Source organism: Parashewanella curva (genome assembly GCF_003675895.1).
Classification (GTDB): Bacteria; Pseudomonadota; Gammaproteobacteria; order Enterobacterales; family Shewanellaceae; genus Parashewanella; species Parashewanella curva.
The window spans coordinates 36,010-62,733 of the sequence record NZ_ML014778.1 but is presented as its reverse complement, the minus strand read 5'-3'; the positions used below and the strand labels follow the sequence as shown (position 1 = coordinate 62,733).

Below are 26,724 nucleotides of genomic sequence, written 5' to 3'. Positions count from 1 at the left end.
TAGACTTGTTGTGTTTGCAAACTGATAAGTACTATAAAATTGCTCCTTTCGCACTATTTGTCAAAGTCATCCCATTGATAATTAATGATCTTTTCATGATGTTTGTCGATCTAAAAGATCTACACCCAAAGAGTTTTAAAGTTGCTCTTTCGTGATCGCTACACTCTCCGCACTAATGTGGGCGTCTAACCTGATATTGCGTGATATACGGAACATGGTAAGCCTGTATTACTCCCAGTGGGAAAGCTGTCTGTGAGGATGGCCGATAGTTGTGCAGGTAAAGGAGGCTGGAGAAAGCAAATGCTGCATTGTAATGATGGAGATACAGATGAATATCTGGCACGAAAGTGAGCCCACTTCCAGCTGGTCTCCCGTTGCAAGAGAGTTTGAAGAACTTTATTAGAGGAGAAACGCAAATGATAATTTCATCAGAGATTAGTGCATCTCCTTGCGGTAAACAATGGAAGTCCATCAATTGGAAATCAGTTGAAGTAGCCGTATTAAAGCTTCAAATGCGTATTGCAAAAGCGATAAGAGAAAATAAACACGGCAAGGCAAAGTCCTTGCAATGGATATTAACTCACTCAAAAGCAGCAAAACTTCTTGCTGTGAAACGAGTTTCACAAAATAAAGGTAGTAAAACGCCTGGTGTCGACGGTATCGTATGGAGTACAGACTCCCGTCGAATGGCTGCGGTTAATCAACTGAGTAGGAAAGGCTATAAAGCCAAACCGCTCAGGCGTATATATATTCCCAAGAAAAATGGCAAACTCAGACCATTAGGTATCCCCTGCATGGTAGACAGAGCGCAACAAGCGTTACATCTTCTTGCATTAGAGCCTATATCTGAGACACTCGCTGACCCTAATAGTTACGGGTTTCGACCTAATCGCTGTGTTGCTGATGCTATACAACAATGCTTCATATGTTTGTGCAAAAAGAGCTCAGCAAAATGGGTTCTGGAAGGCGATATTAAAGCCTGCTTTGATAAAATTGGTCATCAATGGCTAATTGATAACATTCCCACGGATAAAAGGATGTTAAAGCAATGGCTTGGGTGTGGTTTTATCGACAAAGGAGTATTCTGCCGAACTGAAGAAGGTACTCCTCAGGGTGGTATAATATCTCCAACGCTGATGTTACTTACATTGGCAGGGTTGGAGGACTTTATCAAGTCAAAAATTCCAACTAAAGCAGATAAAATTCATTTTATATCTTACGCTGATGACTTTGTGATAACTGGTGCGTCAAAGGAAGTGCTGGTTAATAAAGTTAAACCGCTGGTTTCTGAATTTTTGAGAGAAAGAAATCTAACTCTTTCCGAAGAAAAGACACATATTACTCATATCAAGGATGGTTTTGATTTTCTAGGGTTCAACATTAGAAAATACAAAAGGAAACTGCTAACGAAACCAAGCAATAGCAATGTGTTGCTATTTGTTCAGAATATGCGTCAACTAATCCGAAAACACCCGACAATAAAAGTGGAAGAACTCATCAGAATGATGAATCCCAAACTTCGAGGATGGGCTAATTACTATAGCTTTAGTGCAGCCAAACGGATTTTCAGTTACGTAAACAGCCAAGTATTCCAAGCCTTATGGAGATGGGCTAATAGGCGTCATCCCAACAAAAGTAAGAAATGGATCGCAAAGAAATATTTCTTTAGCCGCAATGGCTACTGGAGATTTCAAGGAAAGCAGATTATTGCAGGCATGGAGTGTGCTTTTAATCTTGTTGAGATATCTAGAATACCAATTTGTCGACATAACAAAATAAAAGGTGCAACGACACCTTATGACCCTGAATACGCTACTTATTTAAACGAACGCAAGGTTTGTAAAACAAGTAGAAATTCATGGAACACACCTGTCATGTTGGCTTTGTGATATTGCTGGGTAACAATTAAGCCTTAGCGGAGGCTTGAGCCCAGTGCAGTGAAAGTTGCACGCTGGGTTCTCAGGAGGGCGGCATCTGGTAACAGGTGTCGCCTATCCGACTTACTCGACCACATTTATGGTAGGAAAATACGATTATGTGACACTTTATAGTAGAAAATGACTTGCATTAAAATATCATGGCTTCTGAGTTTATGTGGGCTGTAAGCTACAAACCATGACATCTTATGAAAGAAACACCACTTACGCCAGCATAAGGAATAAATAACCATTTCTTGGCGTTTTCAGTAAGAGGTTTGATAAACGGAATGGCATGGCTCAAATAGGGAGTATCTTCAGCTTTTGAGCTGCTTAACAGTAGCGCATTAATGCTCATTTTGTATTTTCCTTAAAACAAATTATTTCGGAAGTGTATCAAAAGAGTGGAGGTTGAGAATCTATTTGCTCATGTTTTGTTATTTTAAACCGAAAAACCTTGAAATTTCTCAATTGGGACATATTATGTCTTTGTGTGATCGATGTCTGCTTTTTTGGAGAATAAAATGAAGCGTGTGATGTTGTTGATATTGACCAACTTAGCCATTTTGGTTGTGGCTTCGATTGTGATGTCGATATTGGGTGTTAATACCAAGAGCATGGGCGGCTTACTGATTTTTGCTGCTATGTTCGGGTTTGGTGGTTCTTTCATCAGCTTAAAAATTTCTAAGTGGATGGCGAAGAAAACCATGGGTTGTGAAGTGATTGCTTCACCTCGTGATGAAACTGAGCGTTGGTTAGTTGATACCGTTGCTCGTCAAGCTGAGCAGTCTGGGATCAAAATGCCTGAAGTTGCGATTTATAACTCTGGCGAAATGAACGCATTTGCTACTGGGCCAAGCAAAGACAACGCCCTCGTTGCTGTAAGCACTGGCTTGTTATACGGCATGGAAAAGGGCGAGATTGAAGCGGTATTAGCTCACGAAGTTAGTCACGTAGCTAACGGTGATATGGTAACGCTTACTTTAATCCAAGGTGTTGTGAATACGTTTGTTATTTTTGCGGCACGTGCGATTGCTCAAGTGATTGATAACTTTGTTGCAAGTGATGATGAAGAAGGCGAAGGCATGGGCTTTTTTGCTTACATGGCCGTAGTATTCGTACTTGATATGATTCTCGGTATTCTTGCTTCAACTATCGTTGCTTACTTCTCTCGTATTCGTGAGTTTAAAGCGGACGAAGGTGCAGCTAGATTGGTTGGTAAAGATAAGATGATTGCGGCTCTAGAGCGTTTACGCCAAGGTCCAGCAACCGGTGAAATGCCTGCTCAAATGTCAGCGTTTGGTATTAATGGTAAGAAGTCAATGGCTGAATTATTGATGAGCCACCCGCCATTAGAAAAGCGCATTGAAGCGTTAAGAAATCAATAATAATATTGTTAACCAATTATAAGGGAGCCGTCAGGCTCCCTTATTAGTTTTCAGTTATAGGAAAAGATTAACTTTTACATTTTACTCCAACTTGAGCAAAAGCGTTCACTACATCGGTAGACTTAAAGTGTAAATCCTTGGCCGAATCTTCTACACCACAAGCTCCTGAGTCAAATGTGCTTTCAGGAGTCCAGTAAAGCACGTTCGCATAAACAAAAGCCGCAAAGGCCTTTTTGGTTGTCCAACCTTTTGTGGTTGCAAGTAGATAGAAAACTTTATTATAGATCCCTGAAGCAGAATGCATTTCTTGTCCAGTATAGTTATCTTCGTTATCAATTGAGTAACCATCTAAAGGAGGGGTTTTCATATAGCGAAGGGCACCGTAGTTTTTAGTGATATCTAAACCTACTAAGAAGTCATTGGTTCCACGAGCATAATTTTTAGCTGCCTCTCCAGCCATGTCAGAGAAGGATTCATTCATAGCACCAGATTGCCCCCAATACTCAAGCCCAGAGTTTAATTCTGTAAAGCCGTGGCTGATTTCGTGGCCACCGACATCAATGCTGACCAAGGGATAAAAAGAATCATGCCCATCACCAAAGTGCATCACTTTACCATCCCACCATGCATTATCTGGCCCTGGGAATGTGTTGTCATGGGGAGCCATGATGAGTTTAAAGGGCAATACATTCATACTGAACCAGTCGCGGTACATGCTATAAATCATGGTACCGTTGTATTGAGCGTCATTAATGGGAGAAAAGCCGCCATTGGCTTCTTTTTCCGTATTGCGGTAAGACTTAGAACAATCGAACGAATAAGCTTTTGTGGTTTGGCTTGGAAATCCATCTCTAGCGTCTTCAGTTTTAACGAAGCTTGAATCCATGGCGCACTTTCCTTTACCGTCCGGCATGACATTTAGTTTAGGCAGCTTTCCAGAGCCATATTCGTATTGACCTACTTTTTCATTACCGCCAGGACCTGTCCCCATACTTAGTGTAGTCAGACCTTCCCACTGTTTAAGTATGGTGCCGGTATGAGCATCAATGATTGCGTAAGGGCGGCTGTTTTGACTGTTGGCATTAACCAAATAATTGACCATATAGACAAGATGTTCTTGATTATTTCCATCAAGGTACACATAAAGCTTAGTGTCATCATTTTGGGTTTTAGTATCAGTTGGAAGTTTATTGTCAGAGAAATGAACCGACTTCGCTTTTGCGAGAGCTTGAGTGGCAGTAAGAGTCGGTGTGGTGAAGTGAGGATCAGGGTTAATGTTATTTGCAGCAAAGCCAATGGGGTTGGAGAAGTTTTGCAATAGGTCAGCTGTTACGGCAACCGAGTAGTTGTATACTGGAACGCCATGAAAATATTGTTGTAGGCGAATTTTTTTTACCTTGTTTGGTAGGGTAACAGCTTGTTTTTGTTTGAAGCTGTTTCCCTCAGACATTATAGAAGCCATGCTTTGGCTGTTAAGTGTAGAGGATGGTGAAGCAAGGTTGTGAAAATTAATAATATCAGCTGCAAAAGCTTGCGAAGACAATGCTAATGCAACGGCTGTAGTTAAAAATAGCTTTTTTGTATTGAACATCATTAAAACTCCTATAATCGTAAGTCTCGATTACTCTTTAATGACTTTTAGAACACGCCCTAACCAAAGCTATTAAAGAGTCATTTTTTTATTGATATTCATCCTTAAACCTATGGTGTTACTTTACTTTTTAACAATGACAAAATCTTCATCGTCTTTCATATTGCATAAAACTCTATACCCTGTAAAACAAAAATCGATTAATATTTAGGCTCTGTTAAGGGGGCGTTATGTTACTAATGGTTAGAAATGTTTACTTTTTACTTTTTACTTTTTACTTTTCCTTTCGGTTTTATCGTTCATTACTGTAAATAAAATTGCTGCTGAACCTTATGCAGAGGAGGGCAAAACTATGAATGAATTAATGCCAAAGCTCGAAACCATGTACCTTCACCTTCATAAGAACCCAGAGCTGTCTTTTCATGAAAATCAAACTAGCCAATTGATGAGCCAAACACTAAATAAATTGGGGTTCGAGGTAACTGATCATTACGGTGGTTATGGAGTGGTAGCTGTTTTTAAAAATGGCAAAGGGCCAACAGTAATGATTCGTACAGATATGGACGCATTACCAGTAACAGAGCAAACAGGGCTACCTTATGCCTCAACCGTGACTTCAACAAATGAGCAAGGCGAGAAAGTTGGAGTGATGCACGCCTGCGGTCATGATCTTCACATGACCAGCTTCATCGGTACAGCAACCATGTTGATGAATAAGAAAGACCAATGGCGAGGTACTTTGATTATGATTGCTCAGCCAGCCGAAGAGTATGGTGCAGGCGCTAAAGCTATGTTAAAGGCTGGTTTGTATAAAGATTTTCCTATACCCGATCACATCATTGGTTTACACGATCATGCAGGCTTGCCTGCTGGAAAAGTGGCGATTGCGCCTGATTATATTATGGCGAATGTGGATTCGGTGGATATTACCGTTAAAGGGATCAGTGGTCATGGTGCTTATCCTAGTAAAACTGTCGATCCTGTGGTATTGGCGTCTCGCATCGTTTTAGCCTTACAAACTATTTCCAGTCGTGAAATATCGCCATTAGATCCTACCGTCGTTACTGTTGGCGTGATCAATGGAGGAACCAAGAGAAACATCATAGGTAATAAAGTGTTATTGCAGTTAACAGTAAGATCTTATAAACCAGATGTTCGTGAAAAGTTATTAAGTGCAATCAAGCGCATTTCGATAGGTATTGCTAAGAGTGTCGGCTTGAGTGATGATTTATTACCAGATGTTAAGGTGTTAACAACGGAAACCGCTGATGCTGTTTTTAATGATCCTAGTCAGACAGCGAAAGTGAAATCATTTATTGAGGCGGCCATAGGTAAAGGTAATGTGGTTCATGCTGAACAATCTATGGTGGGAGAGGACGTATCACAATACGCACTGACCAAAGAGCAAGTGCCATTAACTTTCTTTTGGCTAGGAGCTGTAAACCCTAAAAAATACGCTGAAAGTGTAAAAAACGGTACAGAATTACCTTCATTGCATTCCAGTAAATTCGCACCGGATTATCCTTTAGCGATCAAAACTGGGGTTGAGGCCATGACAGCGAGCGCAATAGGGTTATTTAATAGCCCTTAGTTCAAAAACAGTCTTTTAACTGAGCATAAAGTTTTTGAAATTTTGCACGTTTTACTTTAAACATGTTGTGGGATTGAACATCAGGAAAGTGGGACTGGATCAGCATTGGAGTAGGGCAGATTTGACTGATATCGTTGCTCTTATCAACCCCTAATTGCGCTAATCTCGCCGCGCCTAAGGCTGGTCCAATATCACCACCTTGTCGATAAACTAAGGGTAACCCGAAAATGTCTGCCAGTAGTTGTCGCCAATACTTACTTTTGGCGCCACCGCCTATAAGAGATATTTCGTTAGGCGTCGCTGATACAGAATGAACTGTATCCAGCCCATCAGCCAAGGCAAACCCTACACCTTCCAATACCGCTTGAGCCAGTCCAACTCTATCTGTTGAATGGGTCATGCCAAAGAACACGCCTTTGGCATTCGGATTATTGTGAGGGGTTCTTTCTCCAGATAAATAGGGCAAAAATATCACATCTGAATTTCTATTCTTTGATTGCTCTACAGCAGTGAGCATGGAAGAAACATCGTCGAAACCCACTAACTTCGAAACCCAAGATAAACAAGAGGCTGCACTTAACATTACCGACATTGTGTGCCAAGTATTAGGTAGTGCATGACAAAAACTGTGAAGTGCTGATTCTGGATTAGAAGCAAAGCCATCGCTTACAGAAAAAAATACTCCAGAAGTGCCGAGAGATAGCATGGCTTGCTTCGGGTTTATTATTCCCATTCCAATGGCTCCTGCGGCATTATCACCACCGCCAGCAACCACGGGTACAGATAACATTCCCCACTTTTGAGCTATGCTGGGCAACAGGTACCCTGTAATTTCAGAGCCTTCATATAATTCAGGCAGTTGGTTTATCGTCAAACCAGTAGCCGACACTAATTTATTGTTCCAACGACGATGTTTCATTTCCAACCACGCAGTTCCAGAAGCATCGGAAAGATCGGTTGCGAAATTGCCTGTCATTTTAAAGCGTAGGTAATCCTTCGGCAGTAACACCATTCCTAACTGGGAAAAGACTTCAGGCTCATGATTCGCTATCCATTTTACTTTAGGCGCAGTAAAACCTGGCATGATCAGGTTTGCCAGTGAGTTTATGACAATCCTCAATGTTGTTTTCTAGCTGCCTACATTCATCTTTGCTGCGACCGTCATTCCATAGTATTGCTGGTCGTAATACATGGCCATTAGTATCTAATAAAGTTGCACCGTGCATTTGTCCTGAAAGCCCAATGCCTTTCACTAGAGATAAATCAACGAGCCTCGATAATTTTTCGATGGCTACATTTGTGGCTTCCCACCAATCTTGAGGGTTTTGTTCAGACCAAAGGTCATAAGGCCTTGAAACTGTTAACCTAGCAGAGGCTGTTGTGATGCTCTCTCCCGAAGTTGAAATGATGAGGACTTTTACACCAGAAGTGCCTAAATCGATTCCCAAATACATGATGGCTCACTGTTTTACACAAGGTTTATCAAGTATCAACGCTGAGCCGGATGCTAACAATTATGAAATTTGATTATTAATTTCACTGATTTAATTAGGGCCTGTTGATCTTTCAGGCTTAAATTTTGTGCTATTTGAGCATTTTTCTGGTCAAGGCGTGAGCAGTGAAGCTTAGCCATCTAAGTAAGCTGGTCACAACACAGAACAGGAAGTGCTCAAAAGCATCGAAGACAGCGTAAATTGGTCACTTCTGCTTCGTTATCGTTTGTTTATGTAGAATAACTACACAGCACAAACTCCGCCTTGCATAAGATAACCAATTTATCGCTGCGAAAATAAGCACGAAAGATCAACAGGCCCTAATGATATTTAAGCTGATTATGGATGCTTTACGACTATGCTATATGATGCATAGTTGTAAAAAGCAGTTGATATGAATCAGAAATACAGAGTCACACTATTATTTAACGCCAATAAGGTTTATGACCGCCAGATCATTCAAGGCATTGGTGAGTATGTACAATCCTCTGATTGTGATTGGGAATTGTTTATACCTGAAGACTTTACCACTCACCTTGAAAAGCCACATCACCTGAATGTAGACGGGATCATTGCTGATTTTGATGATCCAAAAAAACATTAATACCAGTAACTTGCTGCAAGATACTGAGCATAATACCTATGATAAGCACTCCCATCATTTTAGAAGCAATAATACTGCTTTGAGTCGTGGAATGGATTGAAGAGCGAATATCTTGCCATTGCGCTGCTATGTTTTTCCCTTTGTTTAATACAGTAAGCAAATGTTGAGCTTCATCATCACGACCTTTCAATGCTAGCCAGCGGGGTGTTTCTGGTACGGTAAATAACAAACCTAAAAATAACAGGGCAGGGAGTGTTTCGGAGGCGAGCATATATCGCCAGCCAGTGATATTTAGCCAATTTTCAGTCCCCATTAAGGCAATACCATAATTGACAAAATACACCACTAACATTCCAAAAATGATGGCAAACTGATTACAAGAAACTAAGGCCCCCCGTTTTTCTGGAGGTGCAATCTCAGCGATATACATGGGGGACACCATTGATGCTATACCCACGCCGACACCACCAATAATGCGATAAATCACAAACACCCAAAACTGATCAGGTATGGCAGAACCAATAGCAGAGATCAGAAACAGAATTGCAGCCAAAATCAACGAGCCACGCCGCCCCATTGAGCTACTGCACGGACCAGCCATTATGGCGCCAATGACACAGCCGATTAAGGCTGATGATGCCCCAAAGCCAAGCTCAGTGGCTGAAAGATTGAAGAACTGCTGTAAGGCCTCCGTTGCCCCTGAAATGACGGCTGTGTCATAACCAAATAACAAACCGCCGAGAGCAACCACAATAGTAAGATGAATAACGCTGAAAGATTTGCTCATAGTGCTCAAAATCGCAGAGGTAAATGCTGTTATCTTGGTACAAGTGACTGAACAAAAACATTATTTTAACTGATAACGTTATTATGAAATTTGATTATTTCGTTCCGTTGATTAAAGAAATGAAATAGATCAACTCTACTATCAAAAATCGTAATTGCTAGTGGGTTAAGAGAGGTCAAAAATAAGCCTATACAAATTTGTTAAGGCAAAAAGTAATGGCAGCTTATTTTGATGGTATAGAAAAGATTCAGTTTGAGGGCGCAGATTCCAATAACCCCTTATCTTTTAAGTTTTATGATGCAAACAAGATACTCCATGGAAAAACCATGGCTGAACATCTACGATTTTGCCGCCTGCTATTGGCATAACTTCTGTTGGCAAGGTAATGACCCTTTTGGTGCTCCAACGTTAAACAGAGAGTGGTTTAACGGTGCTGACCCAATGGTAAAAGCAAAAATAAAAGCCGATGCCGCATTTGAGTTTTTCTCAAAGCTTGGAGTTCCTTACTACTGCTTTCATGATACCGACATTGCCCCTGAAGGCAGTAACCTAAGGGAATATGTGAACAACTTCCAACACATGGTGGATGTGCTGGAACAAAAACAAGCAGAAACGGGATTAAAGTTACTTTGGGGGACGGCTAATGCGTTTTCGCACCCAAGGTATATGGCTGGTGCTGCGACCAATCCAGATCCAGAAGTGTTCGCCTGTGCCGCGACTCAAGTCTTTAATGCTATGGGAGCCACCCAGCGTCTAGGTGGTGAAAACTACGTGTTGTGGGGTGGTCGAGAAGGTTATGAAACCTTGCTTAATACCGATTTACGTCAAGAACGTGAACAAATCGGGCGCTTTATGCAAATGGTGGTCGAGCATAAGCATAAAATCGGTTTTAAAGGCACCTTATTAATTGACCCTAAACCACAAGAGCGTACAAAGCATCAATATGATTACGATACTGCAACCGTCTATGGTTTCTTAAAGCAATTCGGTTTAGAAAAAGAAATCAAAGTGAACATAGAGGGCAATCACGCAACCCTATCAGGTCACAGTTTTTTACATGAAGTGGCCACAGCTACCGCATTAGGCATTTTAGGTTCCATTGATGCAAACCGAGGCGATCCTCAACTGGGCTGGGATACCGATCAATTCCCCAACTCTGTAGAGGAAAATAGTCTAGTCATCTATGAGATCCTAAAAGCGGGTGGCTTCACTACAGGTGGATTCAATTTCGATACTAAGTTACGCCGCCAATCCATTGATAATGCTGATATGTTCCATGGTCATATCGGAGCGATGGACACTTTAGCTAAATCACTTGAAAAAGCGGTAGATATGATTGAAAACGACTTTTTAGCCGATGCGGTTGCTAAGCGTTATCAAGGTTGGAATGGTGATTTAGGCAGTAAAATTCTAAGAAGCGATTTATCACTAGAAGCGCTAGCTAAACAAGCAGTAAACACCAACATCAATCCAAGGCCAGCTTCAGGGCAGCAGGAATTGCTAGAAAGCCAAGTGAATAGATTTTTGTTTAAGTGACCTAAGCCTAGGCAGAATTATTGTCTTCTTGATTGAAAAAGGAGAGGAGTCATGGTTGAAGATGCAGGCAAAATATCAATTGTTTTTTGTGATGTAGAACAAAGGGTAACTCGCTGTAACTTTTTCAATATACAGGATCGTGACTTCCAAGAGCTAAGAATAAAGCTAAATACAGGAAGAAAAAAAAATGCTTATTTGTATCGACGAAAAACAAAGCTACATACACCTCCGCAGGAGAACCTTTATACGAGCCTGAGTAAATTTTTGAATGAGTCTACGATCTCAGATATTAAAGAAAAGCGGAGGGATCGAGTCTTTACGGTTACTGAGCATCCTATAGATTCTAGAAAGAGTAAGCTAAGATCACTATTTTGTATTTAGAGCCTGTTGAACTATCATGCTTGAATTTTGTGCTGTCTGGGTACTTTTTTGTTCAAGGCGTGAGCAGTGAGGCTTAGCCATCTAAGTGAGCTGTTCACAATACAGAACTAACGACCACCCATACTTATAACTATGTATGGTCGGGCAACGCAAAGAACTCTGCCACACCTAAAACTATTACTGCTAATGTACCAACACCAGCTACAGCAACCCCTGCACAAGCGAGGCCTATTACCGCATAACAGCACACCTTCTTTGCTAACGCCTTTGTAGGACTTGTTTTACTTGGTGAATTATGAAAATCGGATACTGATGAAGTTGTTGCATTTTGGCTTGGGGAATTTACTCCATAGCTATTACCATCTGAAGAAGCGATTAGTGCTTCTGTCTCTGGTGCAGCATGAGCCCATGGGTTTGGAAAACCTGCAGGTGAACCTACGCCAATTCCCTCTTCTAAAGACATACTTAGCCTCAAACTATTAAACAGGATGAATATTGAAGGTAAATAAAACTTCGCTCCTTCAACAATGGTTGACCAACCTTAATAATTGTAGGGGTTAAATACAAATTAAATATTTTTTAGACCATTATAAAATAGATAAAAAAAGAGTAAGTTAATCAAGTGGCCCAGCTTTGAGAAAACAAATCATGATTAAATACAATGCCTACTTATCCGTACCTGAAAGCACAAGAAACAAAATAGATAAGGTACTTGCTGAAGCTTCTTCGAAAGAAGGAAGGTGGGCACTTGATGTTTTCACAGTTAAAGCTCGGTGGTTTACTCACAGTTACGCTGTAGCTATTTGGGACTTCAAGGCTACATATGTAATAAGGGGGAAAATAGGAGAAAACAGTCCAGATGTTAGCGTGAATCAACACACTACCGCAAATGCGTTAATGCAATTTATCAATGAGCGAATTAAGTTCAGAGAGCAGCAAGCGAAAGAAGCACTGGGTTCGGGATGGATAAATATTCATTCCTGTAATTATCGAGTAAAAAATGGGCACCTTGTGGCTGAGTTAGATGATTTTACTCAGAGTGTGAAATGATCCTATTTCCGCTACAGAACGATTATTCGTAACTCTATTTCCTCTTTAAAAAAGGGCTGGTATTATCACCAGCTGATTTTTTTGGAATCGATTTCTATGTCTAAAGCCATAATGGTACAAGGAACTACATCGGACGCAGGTAAAAGTACCTTAGTCGCAGGGCTTTGCCGAATTTTGGCGAGACAAAAAGTGAATGTTGCGCCATTCAAACCACAGAATATGGCACTCAATAGCGCGGTGACTGACGATGGTGGAGAGATAGGTCGAGCCCAAGCGTTGCAAGCTATAGCCGCTAATCAGTCACTTCGTATTGATTTCAACCCCATTCTTCTAAAACCGAGCTCTGATAAAACCGCTCAAGTTATCGTGCAAGGTAAAGCGTTAACGACGTTAGAGGCGAAAGATTTTTGGGGTAAAAAAGGGCTGCAGTATAAAGCCAAAGCCATGGAAGCGGTGTTGGATTCATATGAACGATTACAGCAAGAATTCGATGCGATTATTATTGAAGGGGCAGGTAGCCCTGCTGAAATCAATTTACGAGAAGGTGATATTGCCAATATGGGTTTTGCGGAAGCCGCTGATTGCCCAGTCATTATTATTGCTGATATTGATAAAGGTGGCGTGTTTGCTCATTTAGTTGGAACGCTAGAACTATTATCAAAATCAGAGCAAGCCAGAGTCAAAGGCTTTGTGATCAATCGTTTTCGTGGTGAAATTAGCTTGTTACAATCTGGGCTAAATTGGTTAGAACAGAGGACTGGTAAACCTGTACTTGGCATTTTACCTTACTTAAATGATCTTCATCTTGATGCCGAGGATGCCATTCCACTAAATTCAATAACTAAGACTCAAACAAAACTAAAAGTAGTGGTGTTGGTTTATCCAAGAATAAGCAATCATACCGACTTTGAACCATTACGATTACATCCTGATGTTGAGTTTCAATATGTGAGACTGACTGATGATCCTGCTGATTATCCCACTGATGTGATTATTTTCCCCGGAACTAAAAATGTCATTGAAGACTTACAAGCATTGAAAGCGTCAAAATGGAACGACGCTATCCAAAAACATTTGCGGTATGGCGGTAAAGTGATTGGTATTTGTGGTGGTTACCAAATGTTAGGAGAAAGTATTTCTGATCCTCATGAGATTGAAACGCAAAAAGGCGAGGTAGATGGTTTAGGCTATTTGCCTATTGATACTCAGCTTCAGCCTGAAAAGCACCTTAAAAATGTCAAAGGTCAATTGCTGGTGGGCGATAAAACCGTTGAAGTAACAGGCTATGAAATCCATTGTGGTGCTTCTAGTTATACTCAAAACTGCCAACCTGCGGTTAAATTAAATGATGCTGATAATACTCAATTGGATGGTGTTATTTCTAATGATGGACAAATTCTTGGTACTTATCTTCACGGGCTTTTTGATCAACCTCAGGCTTTGGCGACAATACTTAAATGGGCTGGATTCAGTTCAAATATCGAATTCAATATTGAGAAAATACGCGAGCAACAGCTGAATCGAATCGCCGATACGATTGAAAAATATTGTGATATGAAAAAGATTAATCAGGTGATGAGCACTTAATACCCATATTAAAAGCTCCATGAGTTGGTAATTTGTTTTAGATAAAAGTCACTAACACCAAAAGTACTGACAAAATAAATATCACAATAAACCATTTCCTTAGCCCTGAATGGACTACTTTCGATTCCTGTTTCAGTAATGCTTTTAATTGCATTGCCTCATCTTCTGAAAGGTGATGACAGTGAGGGCATGCAGCTTTTTGATCATTGATCTGAAGCTCGCATCGACGACATTTTCGAGATGAACCGATCCTGATAGGTAATAGCAGCATGAGCCTGTTCCATAGCTAAGTTGATAGAAGTATTTTTATAGCGATTTGGCATTAGCGTTTAATTTCGCCTGCGCTCTATCAACCATATCTTGAAAGGCATCAATAATATCAGCACTCAACTTTTGTTCTTTCGCCACCTTCAGCCCTTGCAAATAGCTGTTTAGTGACTTTTCATGTTGATCTAATAAGGCATAAGCTTGAGCTAATTTCATATGTGAGTATGAATGTTTGGGATAGTCAGCAACGAACTGCTTTAGCGTGATGATGGCTTCTTGAGAGCGTTTATTGTTTTGTTGTGCTTCAGCAAAGTCTACATAGGTGCCGACTGGAGCAGGAACTGCAAAACCATACTGTTTGGATAAATCAGCATAGTAATCTTTAAGAGCTGACACCGTTGAATACTTAGCAAGCGCAGGCGTGATTTCAAATTGGTAGTTTGTATACAAAAATGTCAGTCCATCTGTAACAGCCGGCAAAATACCACTCATATGAGTGTGGTTAGGGTATTGTTTATATTGCCAAGCCAAATTCGTAGGCTTGTGTGTTTCCATATTAGAAAGCAAATTCAATGTGCCTGTATAGAAAGTACTCCCTTCACCTGCTACTGAGATAAACAGTCGTTTGTTGCTACGGTTTTTATCAGCCATAGATTTAGCGTTATGTACCGTTTCATCATAACTCCACCAACCGTTGGCACTGATCGCTAAATAGTTTTGGAACAAATTAGGGTGATTGAATAATGCAGAAAGTGCGAAGGTTCCAGCATTCGAGTGTCCTATCAGAGTTCTGTGTGGGTAGGTTGGGTACTTGTCATCAATAAAGGGAAATAATTCATCATTAAGAAATTTAATAAAATTAGTTTGCCCTTCATCAGGCCATTTTGAACGCTTAAATTTTTGAAATTGGGTTTTAGGCTCGCCATTAATTGCAGGAAGGTAATCACGCGGACGATTCGTGGTTTCAACGCCAACGACCATCGTCTTTGGAATTTGATCATAATCCACTAAGGATTGCACTATTCCCGTTACGGTATGAAAGTGATGTTGGCTATCGAGTAAGTAGATGACGTAAAGGGATTCATTTTTCTCTACACCCTTGGGAATAAATACTGATAAGGGTCTGTCTTCGCCAATGATTTTGGAGTGGAGTGTGAATGTTTCTCCAATGGATATTTTTTGAGCGGCAGAGGCAGTTGTCGTTGTAAAAATCAGTATTAACAGTATGAAAAAGCGCATAAGAAATCCCTTTATTTTTCTGATTGTTAAACGGTATCAGGTGAATAAAGGGAAGTCTATATTTTGTACGAAGGTCTGCTATTTATACAACCTAAAAATATCAGTTGGGCACGTTCTCAGGCTTAGATTAAATTGTTGATAACAAAGCGAAAATTGTAGCAAGTAGTTGTGCTACTTGCAAAAGCTTCAACGCCGTTAGGGGCAATTTTAGCAAGCCTGTGAGCGTGAAGCGGTTCACCTAATGGGTGAACCAACAAAAAACTATTTATCTCTTATCAGGTTAATACCTAGCTTAGCGTTCAACTGATGTTTTTAGGTTTAACCACAATTTAGCCTTAGCTTCATCACTTATCAGCAAAGAAACCGTATCCAATCGTGCTGCTTGAATGGGTAAAACTCCAGTCATGAGTTCATCACGCCTAAACCAATGTAGCTCTATTTCTAACCCAATCACTTGCTGTTGTAGTAGGTTTTCAAATTCACCATTAACTTGAAGGCCATCAGCAGCTATTAACAAATCTCCAGCACTCAAACCTGCTTGGTGGGCAGCACTGTTATTAGCAACTGCTAATACTTTTAAGCCGAAGGCTTCGGCTTTCACCCTGGCGCCGAAGTCAACTTTATCGCCTTGAACGTCACCACCGCCTGTGTCTTTTGAACCATTAGCCGCTCTGACTTTTAATTCAATGCCAAATTGGTCCAGTAAAGGCGCTAAAGGAATGTCGTCAGTGGAATCTAAATAAGCAAAAATATCACTGCAATCTCGGTTTAGCAGTTGTTCAACTAATTGCTGGTGGCTGTTTTCTAATGTACCTTGCTGAGTCACACCAAACTGCTGCCAAAGCTGACGCATAATGTCTTCGAGGGAGTGCTTGTTGTCGGTTTCTTTACGAATGGTTAAATCCAAAAACAAAGCAAATAGTGCACCTTTGGTGTAGTAACTGACGATCGCATTCGCTGCATTTTCATCTTGCTTATAGAACTTGGTCCACGCATTAAAGCTTGAATCTTTTAGCGTTTGAATAAAGCGACCTTGGCCTCGATAAACTCGGGTAAAAGTTTCGCTGAACATCTCAAGGTAAGTGCTTTTATCGACACAACCTGATCGATAGGTGAGGTAGTCATCGTAATACGATGTGATGCCTTCATAAGCCCAAAGCTGACGAGTGTAGCTTTCTTGATCTAATTGATATGGGGTAAATTCCGCAGGTTTAATGCGCTTTACGTTCCAATTGTGGAAGTATTCGTGGCTGCAAAGAGACAAATAAGTACGATAGCCTTTATTCATTTTGTCCATGCCTTGATATGGCAAGTCGCTGCGAGAACATACCAAGGCGGTAGACGCTCTGTGTTCCAATCCGCCAAAGCCATTGCCTAACACTGTGGTTAAAAATAAGTAGCGTTCAAACGGCGCAGGAGCACCAAATAAGTTAAGTTGGTACTCACAAATGGCTTTTAAGTCGACTTTTAATCGCTCTAAATCAGCGCTGTGCTTTCCTGTTAAAACAATGTCGTGAGGAATGCCATTGGCTTCAAAAGTGGTTGAAGTAAAATCGCCCATTTCAACAGGGTGGTCGATAAGTTCATCGTAGTTTTCAGCACTGAATGAACCAAACGCAAAGTGTTCGCCTGATGTGCGCGTCATGCTGGTAGCAAGGCGCCAGCTTTTTAATTCATCACTAAAAGGTTTGTCGATTTGTACCGTATGCTTAGAATTATCAAAACCTTTAGCAGCAAGGAATACACTACTACCGTTAAAGAAACCATGAGTGGTATCAAGGTGAGCGCTGCGAACCGATAAATCCCATGCATAAACTTGGTAGCTAATAATGAGTTGTTCTGGCTCACCTCGAACTTGCCAAGTTTGTTTATCGAATTGTTCCAGTTCGACAATATTTCCATTAGAGTCTTTGGCGTTGATGCCAATGATATTACGGCAAAAATCTCTTACCATATAACTGCCGGGTAACCAACTTGGTAAGCAAAGTTGCTGCTTTGGTTTAGGCTGGTTAAGGGTCATTTCGACTGAAAATAAATGGGCTTTTGGATCGGATGCGATTATTCGGTAATGGATCATTGATGTCTCACGGTTTTATTTTGATTGTTCTGAGTATATCAAGCAACAGCGTAAGTTAAGATATTGAGCATAGATTATCTTTACTTAACTTCAATAAACTCAAGTTCCTTCACCAAAGAAACGTTACCAGAATACTCCTTTTTAATAATCGAAACCGACTCATCTTTTCTATTAATTGTTCGGTTCATAAAGTGAGCAAGAGCGACTTGTTTTGCTTTAGCTTGATTAGCCAGTGTTCCGATAGTTTCTGGTGTCATGTGCAAGCGTTTTGCAATTCGGCCTGCATCTTGTGGAATGGCATTATTAGCCACAAGTAAATCGGTTTTATAGGCAAGTTTGGGTAAATTGTCACTGGTGCCACTCATATCGCCGCTAAAGGTTACAGAGCACTGTTTGTAGTCGACTCGCCAAGCTAGGGCAGGCACAGGGTTGTGATTGACATTGATGGCTGAGATTTTGATTCCGTTATTTAAGCTCTGTGTCCAAACATTGTTATTGGGTTGAATATTATGAGGCTTAACAAGAAACTGCGTTGATTTTTTCTGATTGATGTTGTCGTTTAAGTAGGAATAAACACGGGCAGGTTTATTATCGAATAGTCCTTTTATCCAAGTTGTCGTGCTTGGAAAGTCTCCAGAAGAAGTTGGGCCATAAATATTAAGTGCTTGGCTGCGATTTGTGAAATATCCGGCTTTTATATAAATAGGTAAAGCTGCGCTATGATCAACGTGCAAATGTGTAAATAACATGACATCTAAGTCAAAAAATTTGGCACCTGATTTTTCAAAATTAAGTGAGCTGCCACCACCTGCATCTACCATGACTTTAGCTTTGTCATTTATCCAAACAAGGAATGAAGCAGACGCTAAACCATCCGAGACTTCAGGACCACCTGCACCGAGTGTTTGTACTTTCATATTATCGCATTGAGAGGCTGCTATTGATTGGGCTGATAATAGGGAGAAGGAGATTAAGACAGCTAAGCTTTTTAAATTCTTATACATGTTGAGATCCAAACAAATAAAAAGAGCGATATCTTTCGATTATCGCTCAAGGGGGATTAACTAGAAATCAGACCTTGTTTACCAAGTAAGTTTAAAGTCATAACGAACACCAAGGGCAAGAATTTTATCATCACCTAGGTTGTCGTAATCTCTTGTTAGATACTCAAGGTGAAGCCTAACGTTATTCGCAGGGTTCCACTCTAGAGTCGTGTTGTAACCTGTGTAGTTTTGGCTTGATGGATCTTTTTTACCATCATCGAAATCAAAGTAACCTAATTTGATTTTGTACTCGTCATTTAGAGGATAAGCTAAAGCTGTATCCAAGGTGCCGCCACTTCTATCATAACCTTTTACATCAAACTCATAGTCAATATCAGCATAACTCGCTGCTAAATAAAGACCGTTTCCAAAGGTATAAGCTACGGTTGCAGCCATGGTTTTCTTATCACCCATCACTTCAGTACCATTCGCATTGGTACTGTCATTTTGGTTTAGGTAAGCCACACCAATATGTAGGTTATCAGTATCGTAACCCACACCAGTGTTGATCAGGTGAGTATCTTTATCACCATCAACTTGAGCGGCGGCCATAATCGTAAAGTCATTAGCAACTAGCTTATAAGTTGCAAAGTTATTTACGAAGAATGGGCCATTGCTATCAAACGCAAATGGGCTTGAAGCGTGGTTGAAAATATCCAAATATTCTGCAATCAAAGTATACTCAGCGGGGCGCTGCTTACCAAAAGCAAAAGTACCGAAAGGAGTTGCTACGCCAGCGTATACTTGTCGAGCTTTGCCAAAATCACCATTGTTGGAAAGATCGATACTCCATTCGCCTTTGGCGATTGCTGTCCAACCATCAAATAAGTCAGTTTCTGCCGATACACCCATATGAGAAAGGGCATCGCCTAAATCCCAATCTTTATCACCTTTACTGTTGTCGGCTTTATATTGAAGTGTCGGGCGAACCGTACCGTATAAAGTGAATTTGGTATTTTTAAATTTAGACGCTGACTTTTTGCCTTCTAATTGCTCAATACGTTTATTTAATGTTTCAATCTTCTTTTCGAGAGTGTGACTATGAGAATGATCTGCTAAAGCAGAAGTTGAGAACCCCATAGCGGCTAGGCTCAGTGCTGTCAGAGACAGTGGAAGTGTAATTCGTTTTTTCATCATTTTATTATCCTTGTTCTATACTCGTGATACTTGAAGATGCAATATTTCAGCGAGAGTTAATTGCTATTTAAACAAGGCGCTTATCCGCAGGAATAGAATTCTATTTCAAGGGTAAGTAACGCAGTGTAAATAGCAATTAAACTCGCACTTCGTGGGCTTTTCAGCCTTGATTTTTCTTTGTTGCGAAACTTTGAATTAGCCCGCTAGTTCTTCATTTTCGCGCCTTGAAAAATGCAACGCTGAAAAAGCCCTGAAAGTTGCATCCTCAAGTATCACGAGTATTCGATTAATAACTCAGACACAGCGAACCTTTAACCTCTTTATTGAAAAGAAGTAAGAATAGAGTCGTTAATCATTTTGTTTAATTGATTTTTGTTAAAAACTTTTCGACTTATTAATTAATCCGTGTGATTTATCCTCCATAATTTCTAGTGCTGAAATTAATTTCAGCACTTGGTATTACTTATATTTATTAATTAGGTTTATAAAACCCGACCCCTAATAAATAATGGTCCACTAAACGAAAATAAGTATGTTTGGTTTCTTTACGGTTGGTGATTGGATTAATCCAAATGTAATCAATTTCACCCTCAGGCTTTTCTTTTACGACATCAAGCATTTTAGATATAGCGGCTTCACCAGAATCATCTAATGCATCTTCATAGGTTTGACCCACGAAACTGCGGCTAATAGCATGAGCTAAATATTCTTTAGAATCGGTATCAACTACAAAGATATACAAATCACCATCAACATATTGGCCATCTAAATTATTAAACTTAAATAAGGCTTGTTTCACGTTTTCTTTTAATTCAACAGTGGCTTTATCTAATAATGTTTTGGCTTGAAAAGCATTAGCTCTGACAGGGTAATATCCAACAGCGACAATAATGTCTCCAACTCTTTTGAATAGGGTTCTTTTCGGTGAAGCAACACGGTCAGTGGGATTATGCCAGTGATACTCAACATCACCACCACCATCACGCTTGGCTTTTTGTACCATTTCTCTGAAGAAGTACTTGCCGTACATATCAAAGGTATCTAATACCGTGTCACCAACAAGCACTAATGACGAACCGCCGCTAGCTAGAAACTTGCCATCTAGGGTTAAAGAAAAAACATATAGCTCGTTATCTATGAACTCTTCTTTGTTGTTGAAATCTTTAACCGCAGTGGCACCATTCTTTATTAGGTGTTCAACCGCTGAATTAAGTAATTTCTTCGCTCTGAGTTCTTCATGGGTTTCTATATGAGTCGCTAACATTTGTTGCTCCTTATTTACGGCATCAGCGGCAACAGGCACGCTTAAAGTTAAGCCAGCAATGAATAGACTTTCTTTTATTTTATTGTTCATACCACACTCCTAAATTGAAAATGAACCATGCCTGAAATCCCACCTAATAACCTACTAACGACGGCAACCATAAGGTCAACTGAGGGAAGAAGGCGATGATGATGACTCCAATAACTGAAGCAATGACAAACGGATGGATTCTTGAAGTAATTTGCTCAACACTGGAACCACCGATACCCGAGGCAACAAAGATATTTTCGCCCAAAGGTGGTGTTGCAAAGCCAATAGACAGAACAGCCACAACCACTATACCCACATGGGTTGGATCAGCACCCAGCATGTACATGATTGGCAATAAAACAGGAACGATGATCATAATGGCAGCAAGGGTTTCCATGAACATGCCTACGAAAATAAGGAAACCGATCATCAGTAACCAAATTAGGTGCATGCTGTCGGTCATGCTAAGCAGGTTTTCTGTAATCATTGCAGGAATGCGTTGTTCTACTAATAGACGACCGAATACGGTGGCTGCAAATAAAATAAGCAGTACGCGACCAGTGATCCAAGTAGTGGTGGAAAGTGACTTAAACAGTTGCTTGATGTTCATTTCTTTATGGATAAAGAATCCAACAACCAATGAGTAGAATACGGCAATAATGGCTGATTCAGTTGGGGTGAAGATACCTGAGTAAATACCGCCAAGAATAAGAATTGGCGCAAGAAGTGACCACACACCTCGTTTCATCACAGTGCCGATATCAGAGAACGACCATGTGTCGGTTAAGCCTTTGTAGCCATTCTTTTTAGAGATGAAATAGTTCATGGTGATCAAACTACCAGCGATGATCAGTCCAGGAATGACACTCGCAACAAACAGCTTAGGGATAGAAACACTGGCAAATTGACCATGCAGTGCAATCGCTTCTGCAGGTGGCTTTAAGCCCATTGATGAAATACCAAAAATAACCAACGGAATTGACGGTGGGATCAAAATGCCTAAGCCACCAGATGCAGCAGTAACCGCTGATGCATAGTTGCGGTCATATTGACGCTTTACCATTGCAGGGATCATCAACATACCAACAGCTGCGGTAGTTGCAGGGCCAGAGCCTGAAATCGAACCAAAGAATACACAGGCGATGATTGTCGCTGCACCTAAACCACCCGTGATAGGGCCAGCAAGGTGCTCAGCAATATCAACGAGTCGTTTTGATATTCCAGCGGCTTCCATTAATGCTCCAGCAAGAACGAAAGCGGGCAGAGCCATTAGTGGGAAGTTTCCGACAGAGGTAAACGCGATTTGAACTAGCGCAATTGGGTTTTTATCTAATACCAGATAAGACACCATGGCGGCGCCAGCTAATGAAACGGTAATTGGCGCGCCTAAAATTAGCATTAAAATAAAGCCGCCAAAAAGAATAAGAGTAAGATAGGCTTCCATTACGACACCTCGCCTTGAATCTTTTGTTGAGAGTTGTTTTTAGAATTGTTTTTTAATTCTTCGGTTTCTGGGTCTATCACATCTACACCTTTAAATAATCTGAGATATAGATTCCATAAAATACGGATAGACATCAGAGTGAAAGCGATAGGAAGGATCATGTAGAAGTATTTCATTGGGATCCCTGTGGTCTGGGACTTCCAAAATAGATTCATCTTGTTGAATACAAAGTCGTAACTTAAATAAACAAAGAAAGCGTTAAATACCAACCAAAGTAAATCCGCAATGGTCTCACTGACGGTTTTTACTACCGGAGGAAAGAAACTAAAGTGAAACGTTACACGGTTATGGGCTGACATTTTTGCGGCGACAACAGCGCCTAAGTAAGCAAACCAAACAAACATATAAGTTGCGACTTCATCACCCCAAGGTAATGAATATTGAAATAATTGGCGTAAAACAATTTGCACGAATAATAACAACACAAAAAGGGCCAATAATAATGCGCATAAATACTCTTCAACGTTATTTATATGCTTTATCAATGAACGCTTAATAGACATATTCTTGTCCTTAATCAAACATCTATTACCAATCAAACCAATTAACTTAGGACGAATACCATTCGTATCAATTAACTATGCCTTAGATTGAGCCTTAGCATTGAAACTACATCGTTTCAATTCCTCACCATAGCTACTGCTATGATTCGTCATCGCGCCTTGTATTTTCTTTGCTAAGACTCCTCTATAAACACAGTTAATTAATGTGAATGGTATAAAACCTAAAGCAACTTAATTTGTGTGATTGGTATCATCGACGCGAATAATTGATATGCCGTTAGATATGAATTAATCGCGTTCGCCTCAAAATAAAAAAAAGGGATTCAATGAGATGAATCCCTATATGCAGAGATTAGTGAGCCTTACGACCAAGAGTCGCTAGCGCTTCATCCAGCTTAGCTTTACCGCCAATGCTGTCATAAAACTTAGGCCACACTTTTTTCTTCGCTAGGTCAATCCATTCTTTCTCAGCGTTAACCGGCGTGTGAATTTCCATACCTTTTGCGATAAGAGAGCGTTTGATTTTCTCTTCCGACTCAAGCAGAAACTTATAGCTGTGCTCGGTAGCTTCTTTACCGGCTTCAAGGATCATCGCTTGAACTTCAGGCTTTTGAGATTGGAATACAGACTCACTCACGATGAGGGGCTCGATAGAGAAGATATAACGAATGTTAGTCACGTACTTCTGAACTTCATTAAACTTCATAGCATCGATAGTGATGTATGGGTTGTCTTGACCATCAACAACACCAAGCTGAAGACCTGTAAAGGTTTCAGACCAAGCCATAGGAGTAGGGTTTACGCCCCAAGCTTGGTACGTTGACATCATGATTTCGTTACGAGGAACACGAATAACAAGACCTTTAAGATCTTTAAGAGACTTAATTGGACGCTTTGAGTTGGTTAGTACGCGGAAACCTGAGTAAGCCCAACCAACAATACGTACATTGGCATCACGAACGGTATTCTTTACAAGCTCTTCACCAATCTTGCCTTGAGTCAATGATTTTGCTTCTTCAGGGCTCAAAATCACGTATGGCATGGTTAACAGGCCAACAGTAGGCGAGAATGGAGTAACATTGTTAATTGCAAGAACTGAAAAATCCAATAAACCCAGTGACGCGTTATTGACAGTATCTTGCTCGTTACCAAGCTGACCATTAGGGAATAAGTTTACTTTAAGCTTGCCTTTAGATTTTTCATCTAGCAGTTCAGCAAACTTTGTGCCTAGTTCCCACTGTGTTCCTCCTGCGGCATCCCCCAATGCCATTTTATAATCTTTTGCTAAAGCAGCAGGCGCAGAGAGCAGACTGATACTAGTAATAAATGGTAGAACGATGCGTTTTACAAATTTCATAGGTGTATCCTCTTGTTATATTTATAATTCCATTATTAGGGTGTGTTGAACTTTCGAGATTAGTTTTGCAGCGATAAATTGGTTATCTTTTACAAGGCAGAGTTTGTGAAGTGTGGTTGCCCCACATAAACAAACGATAACGCAGAAAAAGTGACCAATTTACGCTGTCTCCGATGCTTTTGAGCACTTCCTGTTCTGTGTTACGAGCAGTTTACTTAGATGACTAAGCTTCACTGCTCGTGCCTTGAACAGAAAGGTGCTCAAACAGCACAAAATTTAATCCTGAAAGTTCAACACACCCTTTGATTAACTTCGTTTCCCCTAAGCATTTGAAATCTAGATACCGCTCGCCAAATACTGTTCTCAATTTACGCAATTAATCTGACTGGAATACGTTTACAGATATTTCATTTGCATCTTGTTAATTGGAATACCAATTACAAAACCTCATCTTTGAGGTGATACCAGTTGTACAAAAATCGCTGCCCAATACGTCTGAAAGGGGCAAAAACTTCGGATTCAACAACTTCACGGACATTTGGAAAAGGCAACTTGGACTGGAAAATCGGTAAATCCAGTTGTGTTTCTTCACCAGCAATCCATTGTGCGAGACGTTTTCCAGCTTGTGCTGAATACATCACGCCATTACCGCCGTATCCCATTGCGTAGTAAATCGTTTGTTTAGGATCTGGACGATAAATTCGGGGCATCATGTCATGACTGACGTCAACCCATCCCCACCATGAATAGTCGATGTCGATACCATTCAGAGCAGGAAATTTTTTAGCTAAATCGTTCTCAAGGAATTGTTGATACTTACCCTTAGGTGCATGTCGACCACTAATGGCACTTCGGCTACCAATTTGCACACGATTATCAGGAAGCAGGCGATAGTAATGACGTAGAACGCGAGTATCGGTAAGCACTCGAGTGGTCTTGAAATTACAGGCGTCAAGCTCATCTTGAGTAAGTGGGCGAGTAACGATTGAATTTGATAGAACAGGAAGCAGACGGTTTTTAGTCTGAGCGTGTAAGTTTTGTGATGTATAACCACCCGTCGCTAAACCAACTGAACGTGCTTCAACCGTTCCTTTTGGTGTTCTTAGGTAATGTTTGCCATTTCGGGACTCAATGCCTAATACGGGGCTTGAGGTATGAACTTTCACACCAAGCGCACGTGCTTTTTTCAAATAACCAAAAGCCAATTTACCAGCGTGAATACCAATGCCTTCAGGTTCATGCATTGCACCTGCGGCTTCAGCATCGCCAACGTATAGATTTTTAACTGTGTCAGTATCTAAAATTTGTGCATCATAGTTAAACTTGGTTCTTAGCAGCTTTGCTTCTTTCTCAAGGGTAGGCATGATCTTATCGCGATGAGCAATATAGAGGTGACCACCAAACTGTGGTTCGCAGTCAATATCTTTGATCAAATCTTTGAAAGTTTGCATGCCATCAAGACATTCTTGATGCATTTTTAGGGCTGTTTCTTCACCCCATCTTTCAATCCACTGAGAACGTTTTAGGCGACCTGATGCACACTGAGCTTGACCACCATTACGGGTGCTACAACCCCAACTTGTTTGGTTCGCTTCAAGTACCGTTGCTTTAATACCGTAATGTTCAGCCAAATAAATTGCAGCACATAAACCGGTATATCCTGACCCAACAATAACAACGTCTGCACTCATATCACCCATTACAGGGCCATCATCTTCCGGTGCTTCTCCTGCCGTACCAATCCAATAGGTGGGGGCATAGTCTTGCCCTTTCCCTGGTGTGGTATGTACTAAGGGATCATATTGAGGGTTATAAGGATCCCGAGTTGCGGCGTTAGGATTTAAATTTAAGCCTGTTGCTTCTACGTTAATGCTCATAATCATCCTTAATTCATTTGACTGAATAAAATTGCTAAGGGAGTACTCCGAATTCGGAATACTCTCTCATGATCAATAACTAGATAGCAGGGCGAGCTTTACGGAAAGCATTCTTAACTAAGATCTTGCCATCACGTAAAGTGAATACATCAACCATACGAGCTTCAACACGAGAGCCGTCAGCATTAGTGCCGCAGAAAGTTGAAACAGTGATAGCAGTATCACCCATGATGGTGTGCTCAGCGTTTAGCCATTGAGCATCAGGGAAATTAGTCCATGCCATTTGGAATGCGGCTCTAACGTCGTCATAGCCTTTGAAACTAGCGCCTAGAAGTTCAGGGCCGGCAGGAGCGTGGAACTCACAGTCATCAGTCATGCAGCTCATTAGTGTTTCGATGTCATGGTCATTCCAAGCTTTAGAAAAGGTATCTAAAAACTCTGTAGTGACTTGATTATTCATTTTGTTGACTCCTAATTATTATTGTTATGCAGTTCAATGATT

20 protein-coding genes and 3 pseudogenes are annotated in these 26,724 nt (G+C 40.6%); 8 read left to right on the top strand and 15 right to left on the bottom strand.

Annotated features, from left to right (window positions below):
* The first annotated feature begins 416 nt into the window (after window positions 1-416).
* Window positions 417-1,889 carry a group II intron reverse transcriptase/maturase gene (ltrA, locus tag D5018_RS11080; protein ID WP_121839070.1) on the top strand — a complete coding sequence of 491 codons (1,473 nt, stop codon included), beginning with the start codon at window positions 417-419 and terminating at the stop codon, window positions 1,887-1,889.
* A gap of 250 nt (window positions 1,890-2,139) precedes the next feature.
* Here ltrA and D5018_RS11075 read toward each other — a convergent pair.
* Window positions 2,140-2,274, bottom strand: a pseudogene (locus D5018_RS11075) (Type 1 glutamine amidotransferase-like domain-containing protein); the annotation flags it as partial.
* A gap of 166 nt (window positions 2,275-2,440) precedes the next feature.
* On the opposite strand from D5018_RS11075, the gene htpX reads away from it, so the two are divergent.
* The gene (gene htpX / locus D5018_RS11070) at window positions 2,441-3,304 is read left to right on the top strand and encodes a protease HtpX (RefSeq protein ID WP_121839069.1); all 864 of its coding nucleotides are present in this window, start codon (window positions 2,441-2,443) and stop codon (window positions 3,302-3,304) included.
* Between the two features lie 67 nt (window positions 3,305-3,371).
* Here the strand turns inward: htpX and D5018_RS11065 are convergent, their stop codons facing one another.
* Entirely contained in the window at window positions 3,372-4,898 is a 1,527-nt protein-coding gene (locus tag D5018_RS11065; RefSeq protein WP_121839068.1) for a M4 family metallopeptidase, read from the bottom strand.
* Between the two features lie 313 nt (window positions 4,899-5,211).
* Between D5018_RS11065 and D5018_RS11060 the strand changes: the two genes are divergently transcribed.
* Entirely contained in the window at window positions 5,212-6,486 is a 1,275-nt protein-coding gene (locus D5018_RS11060; RefSeq protein ID WP_416351540.1) for a M20 metallopeptidase family protein, read from the top strand.
* A 1-nt stretch (window position 6,487) separates the two neighbouring features.
* On the opposite strand, the pseudogene xylB reads toward D5018_RS11060, so the two are convergent.
* A pseudogene (xylB, locus tag D5018_RS11055) lies at window positions 6,488-7,940 on the bottom strand (xylulokinase).
* 433 nt (window positions 7,941-8,373) lie between these two features.
* Between xylB and D5018_RS11050 the strand changes: the two are divergent.
* Entirely contained in the window at window positions 8,374-8,583 is a 210-nt protein-coding gene (locus D5018_RS11050; RefSeq protein ID WP_121839066.1) for a type 1 periplasmic-binding domain-containing protein, read from the top strand.
* Here the strand turns inward: D5018_RS11050 and D5018_RS11045 are convergent.
* Window positions 8,549-9,370, bottom strand: coding sequence for an MFS transporter (locus D5018_RS11045; protein WP_121839065.1), 822 nt, complete (start codon window positions 9,368-9,370; stop codon window positions 8,549-8,551). The genes D5018_RS11050 and D5018_RS11045 overlap by 35 nt on opposite strands.
* Window positions 9,371-9,585: 215 nt before the next feature.
* Between D5018_RS11045 and xylA the strand changes: the two are divergent.
* Together xylA and D5018_RS11035 are read left to right on the top strand one after the other, a co-directional pair.
* Window positions 9,586-10,906: pseudogene (gene xylA, locus D5018_RS11040) on the top strand (xylose isomerase).
* Between the two features lie 51 nt (window positions 10,907-10,957).
* A complete protein-coding gene (locus tag D5018_RS11035; protein WP_121839064.1) occupies window positions 10,958-11,287 on the top strand; it encodes a hypothetical protein in 330 nt (109 codons plus the stop codon).
* 130 nt (window positions 11,288-11,417) lie between these two features.
* Here D5018_RS11035 and D5018_RS11030 read toward each other — a convergent pair whose 3' ends face one another.
* Window positions 11,418-11,750, bottom strand: coding sequence for a hypothetical protein (locus D5018_RS11030; RefSeq protein ID WP_121839063.1), 333 nt, complete (start codon window positions 11,748-11,750; stop codon window positions 11,418-11,420).
* Between the two features lie 185 nt (window positions 11,751-11,935).
* On the opposite strand from D5018_RS11030, the gene D5018_RS11025 reads away from it, so the two are divergent.
* Complete coding sequence (locus D5018_RS11025; protein ID WP_121839062.1) at window positions 11,936-12,337, top strand: hypothetical protein; 402 nt, start codon at window positions 11,936-11,938, stop codon at window positions 12,335-12,337.
* A 96-nt stretch (window positions 12,338-12,433) separates the two neighbouring features.
* On the top strand, window positions 12,434-13,924 hold the full coding sequence (locus D5018_RS11020; protein ID WP_243637425.1) for a cobyric acid synthase: 1,491 nt from the start codon (window positions 12,434-12,436) through the stop codon (window positions 13,922-13,924).
* A gap of 306 nt (window positions 13,925-14,230) precedes the next feature.
* Here the strand turns inward: D5018_RS11020 and D5018_RS11010 are convergent, their stop codons facing one another.
* The 10 genes from D5018_RS11010 to D5018_RS10965 all read right to left on the bottom strand — a co-directional run bounded on the left by D5018_RS11010 (window position 14,231) and on the right by D5018_RS10965 (window position 26,682).
* Window positions 14,231-15,430, bottom strand: a complete 1,200-nt coding sequence (locus tag D5018_RS11010; RefSeq protein ID WP_121839060.1) for an alpha/beta hydrolase-fold protein — start codon at window positions 15,428-15,430, stop codon at window positions 14,231-14,233.
* 292 nt (window positions 15,431-15,722) lie between these two features.
* Window positions 15,723-17,507 carry a M61 family metallopeptidase gene (locus D5018_RS11005; RefSeq protein ID WP_121839059.1) on the bottom strand — a complete coding sequence of 595 codons (1,785 nt, stop codon included), beginning with the start codon at window positions 17,505-17,507 and terminating at the stop codon, window positions 15,723-15,725.
* An 80-nt stretch (window positions 17,508-17,587) separates the two neighbouring features.
* Window positions 17,588-18,424: an MBL fold metallo-hydrolase gene (locus D5018_RS11000; protein ID WP_165905044.1), complete on the bottom strand. Its 837-nt coding sequence runs from the start codon at window positions 18,422-18,424 to the stop codon at window positions 17,588-17,590.
* 165 nt (window positions 18,425-18,589) lie between these two features.
* A complete protein-coding gene (locus D5018_RS10995; protein WP_121839057.1) occupies window positions 18,590-19,687 on the bottom strand; it encodes a porin in 1,098 nt (365 codons plus the stop codon).
* Window positions 19,688-20,159: 472 nt separating this feature from the next.
* A complete protein-coding gene (locus D5018_RS10990) occupies window positions 20,160-21,041 on the bottom strand; it encodes a cache domain-containing protein (RefSeq protein ID WP_121839056.1) in 882 nt (293 codons plus the stop codon).
* 43 nt (window positions 21,042-21,084) lie between these two features.
* Window positions 21,085-22,425: a TRAP transporter large permease gene (locus D5018_RS10985; RefSeq protein ID WP_121839055.1), complete on the bottom strand. Its 1,341-nt coding sequence runs from the start codon at window positions 22,423-22,425 to the stop codon at window positions 21,085-21,087.
* Window positions 22,425-22,988: a TRAP transporter small permease gene (locus D5018_RS10980; protein WP_121839054.1), complete on the bottom strand. Its 564-nt coding sequence runs from the start codon at window positions 22,986-22,988 to the stop codon at window positions 22,425-22,427. The genes D5018_RS10985 and D5018_RS10980 overlap by 1 nt, the downstream gene beginning before the upstream one ends.
* Before the next feature lie 352 nt (window positions 22,989-23,340).
* The gene (locus D5018_RS10975) at window positions 23,341-24,345 is read right to left on the bottom strand and encodes a TRAP transporter substrate-binding protein (protein WP_121839053.1); all 1,005 of its coding nucleotides are present in this window, start codon (window positions 24,343-24,345) and stop codon (window positions 23,341-23,343) included.
* A gap of 437 nt (window positions 24,346-24,782) precedes the next feature.
* Window positions 24,783-26,222, bottom strand: a complete 1,440-nt coding sequence (locus D5018_RS10970; RefSeq protein ID WP_121839052.1) for an NAD(P)/FAD-dependent oxidoreductase — start codon at window positions 26,220-26,222, stop codon at window positions 24,783-24,785.
* Between the two features lie 79 nt (window positions 26,223-26,301).
* Window positions 26,302-26,682, bottom strand: a complete 381-nt coding sequence (locus tag D5018_RS10965) for a nuclear transport factor 2 family protein (RefSeq protein ID WP_121839051.1) — start codon at window positions 26,680-26,682, stop codon at window positions 26,302-26,304.
* Window positions 26,683-26,724 lie beyond the last annotated feature (42 nt).

Excerpts from the sequence above, each read along its gene's own strand:
- ltrA (WP_121839070.1), top strand. The coding sequence starts at position 417 with ATGATAATTTCATCAGAGATTAGTGCATCTCCTTGCGGTAAACAATGG.
- htpX (WP_121839069.1), top strand. The coding sequence starts at position 2,441 with ATGAAGCGTGTGATGTTGTTGATATTGACCAACTTAGCCATTTTGGTT.
- D5018_RS11065 (WP_121839068.1), bottom strand. The coding sequence starts at position 4,898 with ATGATGTTCAATACAAAAAAGCTATTTTTAACTACAGCCGTTGCATTA.
- D5018_RS11050 (WP_121839066.1), top strand. The coding sequence starts at position 8,374 with ATGAATCAGAAATACAGAGTCACACTATTATTTAACGCCAATAAGGTT.
- D5018_RS11045 (WP_121839065.1), bottom strand. The coding sequence starts at position 9,370 with ATGAGCAAATCTTTCAGCGTTATTCATCTTACTATTGTGGTTGCTCTC.
- D5018_RS11035 (WP_121839064.1), top strand. The coding sequence starts at position 10,958 with ATGGTTGAAGATGCAGGCAAAATATCAATTGTTTTTTGTGATGTAGAA.
- D5018_RS11030 (WP_121839063.1), bottom strand. The coding sequence starts at position 11,750 with ATGTCTTTAGAAGAGGGAATTGGCGTAGGTTCACCTGCAGGTTTTCCA.
- D5018_RS11025 (WP_121839062.1), top strand. The coding sequence starts at position 11,936 with ATGATTAAATACAATGCCTACTTATCCGTACCTGAAAGCACAAGAAAC.
- D5018_RS11020 (WP_243637425.1), top strand. The coding sequence starts at position 12,434 with ATGTCTAAAGCCATAATGGTACAAGGAACTACATCGGACGCAGGTAAA.
- D5018_RS11010 (WP_121839060.1), bottom strand. The coding sequence starts at position 15,430 with ATGCGCTTTTTCATACTGTTAATACTGATTTTTACAACGACAACTGCC.
- D5018_RS11005 (WP_121839059.1), bottom strand. The coding sequence starts at position 17,507 with ATGATCCATTACCGAATAATCGCATCCGATCCAAAAGCCCATTTATTT.
- D5018_RS11000 (WP_165905044.1), bottom strand. The coding sequence starts at position 18,424 with ATGAAAGTACAAACACTCGGTGCAGGTGGTCCTGAAGTCTCGGATGGT.
- D5018_RS10995 (WP_121839057.1), bottom strand. The coding sequence starts at position 19,687 with ATGATGAAAAAACGAATTACACTTCCACTGTCTCTGACAGCACTGAGC.
- D5018_RS10990 (WP_121839056.1), bottom strand. The coding sequence starts at position 21,041 with ATGAACAATAAAATAAAAGAAAGTCTATTCATTGCTGGCTTAACTTTA.
- D5018_RS10985 (WP_121839055.1), bottom strand. The coding sequence starts at position 22,425 with ATGGAAGCCTATCTTACTCTTATTCTTTTTGGCGGCTTTATTTTAATG.
- D5018_RS10980 (WP_121839054.1), bottom strand. The coding sequence starts at position 22,988 with ATGTCTATTAAGCGTTCATTGATAAAGCATATAAATAACGTTGAAGAG.
- D5018_RS10975 (WP_121839053.1), bottom strand. The coding sequence starts at position 24,345 with ATGAAATTTGTAAAACGCATCGTTCTACCATTTATTACTAGTATCAGT.
- D5018_RS10970 (WP_121839052.1), bottom strand. The coding sequence starts at position 26,222 with ATGAGCATTAACGTAGAAGCAACAGGCTTAAATTTAAATCCTAACGCC.
- D5018_RS10965 (WP_121839051.1), bottom strand. The coding sequence starts at position 26,682 with ATGAATAATCAAGTCACTACAGAGTTTTTAGATACCTTTTCTAAAGCT.